Here is a 9,275-nt window from a genome sequence, read left to right on the forward strand (position 1 = left end):
CCGGCCGGCAATTTCTGGATCAGGTCGTAGGGCAGGCGCGTGTGGTGGCGTTGGGCGAGTCGACTCACGGCAATCGTGAGTTTCTGCTCCTCCGTAACAGCGTGTTCCGTCATCTGGTCGAAACCCAGGGGTTCACTGCCATCGCGGTCGAATCCGACTTCGCTTTGGCGACTGCCATCGACGATTACGTGATGGGCCAGGGCAAGTTGTCGGATGAGCTGGTGGCGTCGGTGTTTTCGTTCGCTGCGCCTCAAGCATGGAACGAGAACCGGCAACTGCTCGAATGGATTCGCGCATACAACGACCGCACCGAGGCGCGGCGAAAAATTCGTTTCTATGGATTGGAGATGATGGGGCACGTGCTGCAGACCGCGCAGCCGCCCGCTGATCGGCCGCTGCGAAGCGCCTTGCAGTACATGGCCAGCGTCGAGCCGGCGAGCGCGGCTAGCTTTCGCCAACGTACCGACCGGTTGCTTGCGCAGTTGGTCAGCACCGCGTATCCCAAGGAAGAAGGGGCCAGCACACCCTACGACAAGCTGGGCAAGGTCCAGCAGGATGCGTTAACCGTCGCGATTGCCGAGACGGTGAGTTTGTTCGAGCGCCGGCAGGTCGAATGGGTCGGCAAGTCATCGCGGCTGGCCTATGAGCGCGGCTATCGAAGTGCACTCAACGCTGCAGCGCTGGACGCTGACTTTAGAACACGCGGCTGGTGGCTGAGTCGCACTGGCGATCGGGGCCAACGCGACGCCATGAGTGCCAGGAACTTGAAGTGGGCGCTGGAACAAGAAGGGCCGCAGGGCCGAGTTTTTGTGTTCGCCGCCAACACTCACGTAACCACCTCGGATCGCGGCTGTGCCGATGCCAAGCAGAACTCCCGCTGGACCTCCATGGGGACGCATGCCAAACAGTGGTTCGGGGGGCAGATGGTCGCTATTGCTTCGGTCACTGGAAGCAAGGGCGCACAGTGTGAGGCGAGCTGCAGTGGGATCGTGCAGCTCGCGTGCTCTCTGGCCAGCAGCGGCCACGCCGTGGCCGCCGTTCATCCTGGCGCCGCTTCGGCAGACGCTAACGGCTTCGATGCCGTCGTTTACGTGAAGCAGCTGACTGCGGTCGACGGGGGCAAAAAGTAACCGAATCGCCCGCGGCGGCCGCGAAATCGTCCCGGAGACCGTACCAACTTTTGCCCGAATTCCAGTCTTAGGGTCTTATGACCAGCTTCACGCACGATTTCGTCGCGCGCCTGGTGGGGCGATACACCGGCGACCTGGTGAGGTACCTGACGCGACGGGTCCGGAACCAGGCGGATGCCCGTGATCTCGCGCAGGACACCTACGTGCGCCTGTTGCGGGTGGAGCAGGTGGATTTGATTCGGGATCCGCAAGCCTATCTGTTTCGGATCGCCTCCAATCTGGCCTACGAGCATCAGCTCAAACAGCGGGCGGAGTATTCCAATCTCGCCAAGACGCCGTTGGTCGAGGAGGTCGAGCAGATCAGTGCAGTGACCGTCGAAGATGCTGCCGATCTCGCGGCCAGGATGGCCCGTGTGGAGCGGGTGCTGGCGACGTTGGCACCTCGACATCGCGCGGCCCTGATTCTGCACCGACAGGAAGGCATGACTTACGAAGAAATCGCGGAGCAGATCGGCGTCTCGGTGCACGCGGTTAAAAAATACATTTCGGTGGGCCTGACCCAGTGTCGCGCCAAGCTGACCGAAGAGGGGGTTGAACAATGAGCGGGATGGATCCCACCACTCGCAGTCCAGTCGCGGCCGAAGCGGCGGAATGGCTGACGACCATGCAGTCGGAGCATGTCACGGCTCAGCAACGCACGCAGTTTGCTGAGTGGTTGTCGAGATCCGCCGAGCACGTGCACGTGTATCTCGAGTTGTCCGTGTTGTGGCGTGACCTTGGCGCGGGCAAGCGCTCCCAATCAGAACTCGATGAGCTGATCGCTGCTGCCAAGGAGGACGCTGCCAGCGGTGCCGTCGTCGCCTTGGAGGGGGCGATTTCGAGGCCGGTTATCTCCGCGCGGCCCAGTCGAATGCGACCCTGGCACGCGGGTCTGGCCGCGAGCGTACTGATCGTGGCGCTCGCTGCTTTGTTCTGGCACGTAATGTTGCCGCGCTGGCAGGGGGAGAGCTATCAAACCGTCGTTGGCGAGCAAACCTCATTCACGCTGTCAGATGGCTCGGTAGTTCGGCTCAACACTCGGTCGAAGTTGCGTGCACGCGTGACGGCCATCAGTCGCGAAGTGGAGTTGCTCAGTGGCGAAGCGCTGTTCGAAGTCGCGCGCGATCCAGAGCGTCCGTTTCGGGTGGTTGCCGGAGCCACCAGCGTTCAGGCGATTGGCACGGTATTCAACGTGTATCGCCAGCCTGAGCAGGTCACCGTGACCGTGATCGAAGGCAAGGTGCGCGTGGCTTCGGACACGGCCAAGGCTGAAGTATTCGTCATGCAAGAGCAGGCGAAGGTTTCCGGCAGTGGCGCGATTGCCAGAACACAGCAGGTGAATCTGCAGCAGGTCACTGCCTGGAAAGATCGTCGACTGGTGTTCGAAGGCGCGTCGCTCGAATCGATTGCCGCTGAATTCAATCGCTACAATCGTAAGCAATTGAGTATCGAAGACCCGGACTTGGCTCGCATCCGTATCAACGCCGTCTTCAATGCCACCGACCCCGGCTCGTTCGTCGACTTCCTGCAGCGGACCGAGGGTGTATCGGTGCGTCACGAGAACGAGATCGACGTGCTGCATCGTTGATGCGCGCGGTACCGTACCAACTTTCTTCCGAGGACCAGTCTTAGCTGCTGACAACATGGCAACGCGTGAGTTGCCGCAAATGCTAAGACTGGGGAGGAAGGCATGCGTCGCTCGATCATTGCTACTTCGATTTTGCTACTGGCGGAAGCCGCGTTGGCTGCGGATCCGATGAAGGCCATTGCACCCAAGGGACTGACCGAAGCACTCACCGAGTTTGCTTCGCAGTCTGGGCTGCAGGTTGTTTACCGCGCCGAGCTGACCGAGCGCCTTCGTTCGCGCGGCTCGCAAGAGGGCTTGAGTGCAGAGGAGTCGTTGCAGCAGCTATTGCGAGACACCGGACTGCGCTATGAGTTCGTCAACGATCGGACTGTGGCCATCCGCGCCGAAGGTTCGGTGCCGGTCAGTCATAAGTCAGTGGGCACAGGTGAGATTCGTCTCGCCCAGTCATCGCAGGTGTCGATGCAAACCTCGTCCGAGTCGACCTCGGTCGGTGAGATCTCGGAAGAACTCGCGAGCAAAGGCATTCCCGAAGTTCTGGTCCAGGGCAAGCGTTCGTTGAACGTGGACATCGAACGCACCGAGGACGATCCGCAGCCGTATGTGATCTTCGACCGCGGCACCATCGAGCGTTCCGGTGCAACCAGCCTCAACGATTTCCTCGCGACGCGTCTGCCGATGAATGCGTCGGGCATTACCCCGATGGCGGCGGACAACAGCAACGGCAACGTCAGCACCATCAATTTGCGCGGCCTCGGCGCTGGACAGACGCTCATCCTGATCGACGGTCGTCGCGCTGCCAAGACCACGCGCGGCTTTGATTCCGGGCAAACCGATATCAACGGTATTCCGTTGGCTGCGATTGAACGCATCGAAGTGTTGCCGACCACAGCGTCGGCCATCTATGGCGGCGCTGCTACCGGCGGTGTCGTCAACATCGTGATGCGACGGGACTACAACGGCACGCAGGCTTCACTCACTTACGACAATAGTTTCGAAGGTGACTCCGCGGTCAAGCGGATCGACCTGTCCAGCGGCTTCACGCTGTTCGAAGGAAAGACCAGTGTGTTACTCACCGGCAGCTATACGGAAAGCAATGTGCTGCGGGCTGGCGAGCGAGATTTCCTGGAGCGCGGTCGTCGCAAGCTGTTGGCGAACAATCCCGGGTACAACCTGCCGCTGGGCAATGGCAACAACATTCGCAGTGCCTCGGGTGATGACTTGGTGCTCGACGATGGCAGGGCACTGAATTCATTCTTTACCTCAGCGCCTGCTGGCTATGGCGGCTTCGGTACTGATGGCGGCGCGGCGTTGCTGGCGAACGCCGGCACCTACGACATCTCCACCAACAGTCGCTCGACGGAGAGAAATTCCAGCGGCGCTTCCGGCGGTGGGGCGACGATGAGTGGCGGTGGTCCGGCGGTCAAATACATCGGTGGCTCGATTCGTCACGAGTTCAGCGACCGGATCAAGGGCTTCCTCGAGATGTCACGCTCGGAGAACAGATCACGCATTGGTGGTCTCGGCGTCAACTTGCCCAGTCTCCGAATCGATGCCGACGCACCGAGCAATCCGTTCCAGCAAGACATCAATGTGTCCTGGGCCACTCGGCAACTGTCAGGCGGCGTGGAAACAGACAGCGGCTACAAACGCTACGGCGGCGGGTTGATCGTGCAGCTGCCTCATCAGTGGACGACGTCGGTCGACTACACGCTGTCGCAGTCCGATTGGAGCTTCACCAATTCGATGCCGTTCTTTGGCTCGGGTGCGTCATTGCTCAGCGCGATTTCAGATGGCAGCATCGATGTGCTTCGTGACATCGATGCGCAGGGAGTCAACCTGTCGCAGTACCTCGTCAACAACTTCACGCAGCGACAGACGCCGCTCGAAGTGACGACCAAGAATCCCGCGATCCGTATCAGCGGCCCGCTCGGTTCGCTGCCGGCCGGTTCGCCGCAGCTGTCGGTTTTATTGGAACGCCAAGATTCGGATTTCGGCGCCAGCACCGTGTCGGCGGGCAATGGCTTTCGACGTTTCTTTCCTGAGCGTTCGCAGAAAGTGGACAGCGCTTATCTCGAACTGCGCATCCCGCTGGTCTCCAAGCAGAGCAAGCTGTCGTGGCTCGACGACGTCGAGCTACAACTGGCCGGCCGCTGGGATAAGTATCAAAGCGTCAACGCATCTGCCGTCGGCTGTATTCCGTATCCCTGTACGCCTGCGCCTTTCGACTTCACTCGCAATCAAGAGGAAGAGATCAGCCCACTGACTGCGATCCGCGTGCAACTGAACGAAACCGTCGCGTTTCGCGCCAGCTACAGCACGGGATTCCTGCCACCCGACATCGGGCAACTCACGGCGCCTACCGCCTATCCGGACTACGATCTCAGTTACGTGCTCGATCCGCGTCGTGGCAACACGCCGGTGACGGATTTGGTGGAAGCCACCTACGGTGGCAATCCCGAACTGAGCCCGGAGACGTCGACCACTTGGTCGGCGGGCATCATTTTGACGCCGGTGTGGGCCAAGCGGCTGCGGTTGTCGGCCGACTACACGCGGATCAAGAAGAAGGACAACATCACGTCGCTGTCAGAGGACGAGTTGCTGGCCAACGAAGCGTATTTCCCTGGTCGCGTGACTCGTGGTCCAAAGCAGCCGGGAGATCCCGTGGATTGGGCCGGGCCCATCATTGCCATCGACGCGTCGTCGATCAATGCCGCACGTTCGGAAGTAGAAGCCTTCGATTTTCAGGTCGACTACTCGCTGCCGACTGCGTCGCTGGGCTCGTTCTCGTTCTTCGCCATTGCAACCTGGCAGACACAGCTGGATGAACAGACCAGCGCCGCGGCTCCCATGCACGAAACGCTTGGCTGGAGCTCGGGCCTCGATACGCCGCTGAAGCTCAGAGGCAACGTCGGCGTCGAGTGGAGCACAGCGGGTTGGGCGCTGGGCTGGAACACTCGCTACTTGTCTTCGTACTACGTGGCGGATCCGACGTCGACTGCCAGCGAGAATATCTTTCTTGCCCAGGGCAATGACGGCCGGGTGCCGAGTCAGATCTATCACGATGTATTTGCGAAGTACGGCTTCTCTGCTGGCGGGTCCAACAAGCGCGGATTTGTCTCCGGCTTGCTTAACGGTCTGCAAGTGCAGGCGGGCGTGAGGAATCTGTTCAACACGTCGCCACCTTATGACGTGAGCTCGCGCTACTACTATTACAGCGGCCTGGGCGATCCTCGCCTCGCTACTTACTACCTGACGATTCGTCAGAGTTTCTAACCTCGCCATCCTTCCATGCCCGCTCGGCGTACTCATGCTGGGCGGGCTGTTTCCCCGCGGAGTGACGAATGTCCACACGATTTATTTCCTGCTGCGTTTTAGCGGCGGCTGGTTTGTTCTGCGCGTCGGTGGTGCCTGCATCGACCAAGGCACAAGGCTTCACCTTGGACGAGGGCAGGGATGCGTTGAACAATGCACGTGAGCTGTTGGGCCGCGGTTTCGCGTCGGCGTCTCAACGGTATCTCGCCTGGGTCGATAAGGGCGAGCTGTTCATTGCGAGCGAGCCGGAGTTCGTGCCTCGCACGCTAGTGGCCCGTACCGCCGACTCTGTCGTAGCAAGCGCGTTTCCATCGAGCGATGGCCGCTCGCTGCTATATATAAGCGAGCGCGCGAAGCCATCGCCTTCACGTGAGTTGCTGGCGTTGGATTTGGAAACAGGTAAGTCCACGGTGGTGGCCTCAGGCAACGATGTGCCGTCGGACTTCGTGTTTGCGCCGAATGGCAATGCGATCGCCTACGCTGAGGGCAGGGAGATTCTGGAGTATCGTCGCGTCGACGCGGGCCGCTGGGAACGTCGGTCGTTGCTGAAATCCGATGACCCGCGGCATCTTGCCGCCGTCGAGCTAGGCGGTCTGGCTTACTCCCCCGATGCAACCAAGATCGCGTTCGTGAGCGTGCGCAAGGCCAAGCAGCAGTACATCGCGATTCACGACATCGAACGGACGGAGACGCGTTATATCGAGCCGGGCATCTTCCGGGATGCTGTGCCGGTGTGGTCACCGGACGGCACTGAACTGGCGTTCGTGCGCTTGCCGGGCAATTGGACCAAGCAGTATCGCTTCACTCCGCAACGTGAAGGCGCGCCTTGGAGCATTCTGGTCGCGAACGCGAAGTCGGGCGCGGTGCGCACCGTGTGGAAAGCGGATGCGGGGCTCGGCAGCATTGCCTACGGTTCTCGACTCACTTGGGCCAAGACCGGCGATCTGTTGTTTCGCTGGGAGAAGACCGGCTGGAGTTTGCTGTACGCCGTCGCAGCTAGCGGCGGGCGTCCTCGGTTGTTGACGCCGGGCGAGGCAGAGATCGAGAACTTCGTGCTCAGTGCCGATCAGCGCACGGTGATCTATCAAAGCAATCAAGGAGATCTCGGTCGCGCGCACGTATGGAGCGTATCGCTCGACACTGGCAAGCCAGTGCAACTGACTTCCGGCACCGGCGTGGAACGCAATCCGAAGATCTCTGCCGGCGGCTATGTGAGTTATTTGGCTGACAATCACGGTAACCTCCCGCCCCAACTGATGTTGCGTGGGCCTGACGGCAAGCAGCGCGCGTTGACGGTTCTCTCGAAAGCAGCTGAGACCAGCGTGACCTCTGTTTGGCGCAGCTTCCTGCCCACCGAAGTGATTCGAGTGACAGCCGACGACGGGGTAGTCAGCCACCATGTGCTGATCAAACCCAGCACGCCACCGCCAGCCTCGGGCTATCCGGTGATCGTGGCGGCCAAAGGTGGACCGATGTCGCGTGTGTTGCCTGGCATCGGCAACTACACGACGTTCGGTCAATACGCTGCGAGTCGCGGCTACCTGTTCGTCGATATCAACTATCGAGGCAGCACTGGCTTTGGGCGCGACTATCGCGAGCCCAGGCAAGGTGGCGCCGCAGGTGCCAGTGAGGTTCATGATCTCGCAGGGCTGGCGAAGTATCTGCAGGGCCGCAAGGACGTGAATCCCAAGCGCATCGGCATCATGGGACTGTCTTATGGCGGGCACATGGTGGGCGTGGCGATGTCGCGGCTGCCGGATCAATTCGCCGCCGGTGTCTCGCTGTACGGCGTGGCCGATTGGGTCGTGGAAATGAAAAAGGATCAGCAGGACGAAGGCGGCATGAGTGCGCCCCCGGAATTCATCCGGCTCTCCGAGCGCGTGCGCATCGAAGATTTGGCTTATGAGTCGTCGCCGCCGGCGCATCTGGCGAACTGGCGTGGGCCGACCTTGTTCACGATGGGAGATCTGGACTCGAAAGGGCACATGGAATCGCTCATCGATCTGGGCAACCAGCTGATGGAGCGAGGCGTGCCGGTGGAGTTCTATGTCGATCCCGCCGGTGGCCACAACGTTTTCCCGCAGCAGCGGGTCTTCGAGTTCTTCGAGAGAAATCTGCAGTGACGCTACTGCGTTTCGGCGTCGGCTTGTTGTTGGGATCGGTGGCGGCGTGTGCGGTAGTACCACACACGTCGCCGACGCTGGTGTATTCGACGTATCTCGGTGGCCCGATGACCGACGACTGCGACGGCATCGCAGTCGATGCGGTCGGGGCGATGTATTTAGCCTGTCACATTTATTCGGCCGAGTATCCCGACCAAAGCTTTGTGGTGATCAAGTTGGCTCCGGACGGACAGGCCATCGAGTACAACACTCGGGTCGGCGAGGGCAACGCCAGCTTCATTGCCGTCGACAAAGATGGATCGGCTTACGTCGGTGGCTGGACGACGGCGCCAGACTTTCCGGTGACCCAGGGTGCGTTTCAGCCTTCGTTTGCAGGCGGCGAACGAGATCTGGTGGTTGCCAAGCTCGCGCCGAACGGCGACGTTGTTTGGAGCACGTTTCTCGGCGGCGCCGGAGACGATGTACCTGCCGAGGTCGCGCTCGATACAGCGGGCAGCGTCTATGTGGTGGGCACGACTGACTCAGCCAACTTCCCAGTCACTGCGGATGCATTCCAGACGCGGTACCAGGGTAACCGCGATGTTTTCGTCACTAAGCTCACAGCCTCGGGATCGGCGGTGTATTCAACTTACCTCGGCGGCTCGGGCTCCGAGGAGCGGCTTGCGGGAATCGCTTTAGCTGATGACGGTGGTGCTTTCGTCGTGGGCACGACTCGTTCGACGGATTTCCCTTTGGTGAGTCCGCTGCAAGCCACGCGCCGGGGTGAAAGCGACGCCTTCGTCGCTGCACTGGACCCCGCAGGCAAGGCACTACGATTCTCGACTTACTTGGGAGGCAGCGCCAGCGAAGTGACTCGACATGCTGCCGTCGATGGCCAAGGAAGTTTGTATGTCGCCGGTCGCACGATGTCCGCGGATTTTCCGACGACTCCAGGAACGCTGCAGCCGACGCATTCCGGAGCGTCGGCGGTGTTCTTCGTCACCAAGCTCGATCCATCACACCGCACACTGATCTACTCGACCTTCGTGACCGACACCAGTCAAACTGCGAAGCCGACTGACTGGCGTGCGGAGTGGGGCCTGG

At 60.8% G+C, this 9,275-nt stretch carries 6 protein-coding genes; all 6 read left to right on the forward strand.

All coding sequences use genetic code 11. The features are described 5' to 3' along the window. The coding region (locus tag JNL55_RS01895; RefSeq protein ID WP_293848589.1) for an erythromycin esterase family protein at positions 1 to 1,130 on the forward strand (1,130 nt) is incomplete at its 5' end. Positions 1,131 to 1,207: 77 nt separating this feature from the next. Continuing rightward, on the forward strand, positions 1,208 to 1,732 hold the full coding sequence (locus JNL55_RS01900; protein WP_293848591.1) for an RNA polymerase sigma factor: 525 nt from the start codon (positions 1,208 to 1,210) through the stop codon (positions 1,730 to 1,732). Continuing rightward, the gene (locus tag JNL55_RS01905; protein ID WP_293848593.1) at positions 1,729 to 2,757 is read left to right on the forward strand and encodes a FecR family protein; all 1,029 of its coding nucleotides are present in this window, start codon (positions 1,729 to 1,731) and stop codon (positions 2,755 to 2,757) included. Before JNL55_RS01900 ends, JNL55_RS01905 begins: the two co-directional genes overlap by 4 nt. A gap of 102 nt (positions 2,758 to 2,859) precedes the next feature. Further along, positions 2,860 to 6,030 carry a TonB-dependent receptor gene (locus JNL55_RS01910; protein WP_293848595.1) on the forward strand — a complete coding sequence of 1,057 codons (3,171 nt, stop codon included), beginning with the start codon at positions 2,860 to 2,862 and terminating at the stop codon, positions 6,028 to 6,030. Between the two features lie 68 nt (positions 6,031 to 6,098). Beyond that, positions 6,099 to 8,192, forward strand: coding sequence for a prolyl oligopeptidase family serine peptidase (locus JNL55_RS01915; RefSeq protein WP_293848597.1), 2,094 nt, complete (start codon positions 6,099 to 6,101; stop codon positions 8,190 to 8,192). Then, positions 8,189 to 9,275: SBBP repeat-containing protein (locus JNL55_RS01920; RefSeq protein ID WP_293848598.1), on the forward strand; the 1,087-nt coding region annotated here is incomplete at its 3' end. The genes JNL55_RS01915 and JNL55_RS01920, both read left to right, overlap by 4 nt.

The organism is Steroidobacter sp. (assembly GCF_016790065.1).
Taxonomy (GTDB): domain Bacteria; phylum Pseudomonadota; class Gammaproteobacteria; order Steroidobacterales; family Steroidobacteraceae; genus Steroidobacter.

Excerpts from the sequence above, each read along its gene's own strand:
- JNL55_RS01900 (WP_293848591.1), top strand. The coding sequence starts at position 1,208 with ATGACCAGCTTCACGCACGATTTCGTCGCGCGCCTGGTGGGGCGATAC.
- JNL55_RS01915 (WP_293848597.1), top strand. The coding sequence starts at position 6,099 with ATGTCCACACGATTTATTTCCTGCTGCGTTTTAGCGGCGGCTGGTTTG.
- JNL55_RS01910 (WP_293848595.1), top strand. The coding sequence starts at position 2,860 with ATGCGTCGCTCGATCATTGCTACTTCGATTTTGCTACTGGCGGAAGCC.
- JNL55_RS01905 (WP_293848593.1), top strand. The coding sequence starts at position 1,729 with ATGAGCGGGATGGATCCCACCACTCGCAGTCCAGTCGCGGCCGAAGCG.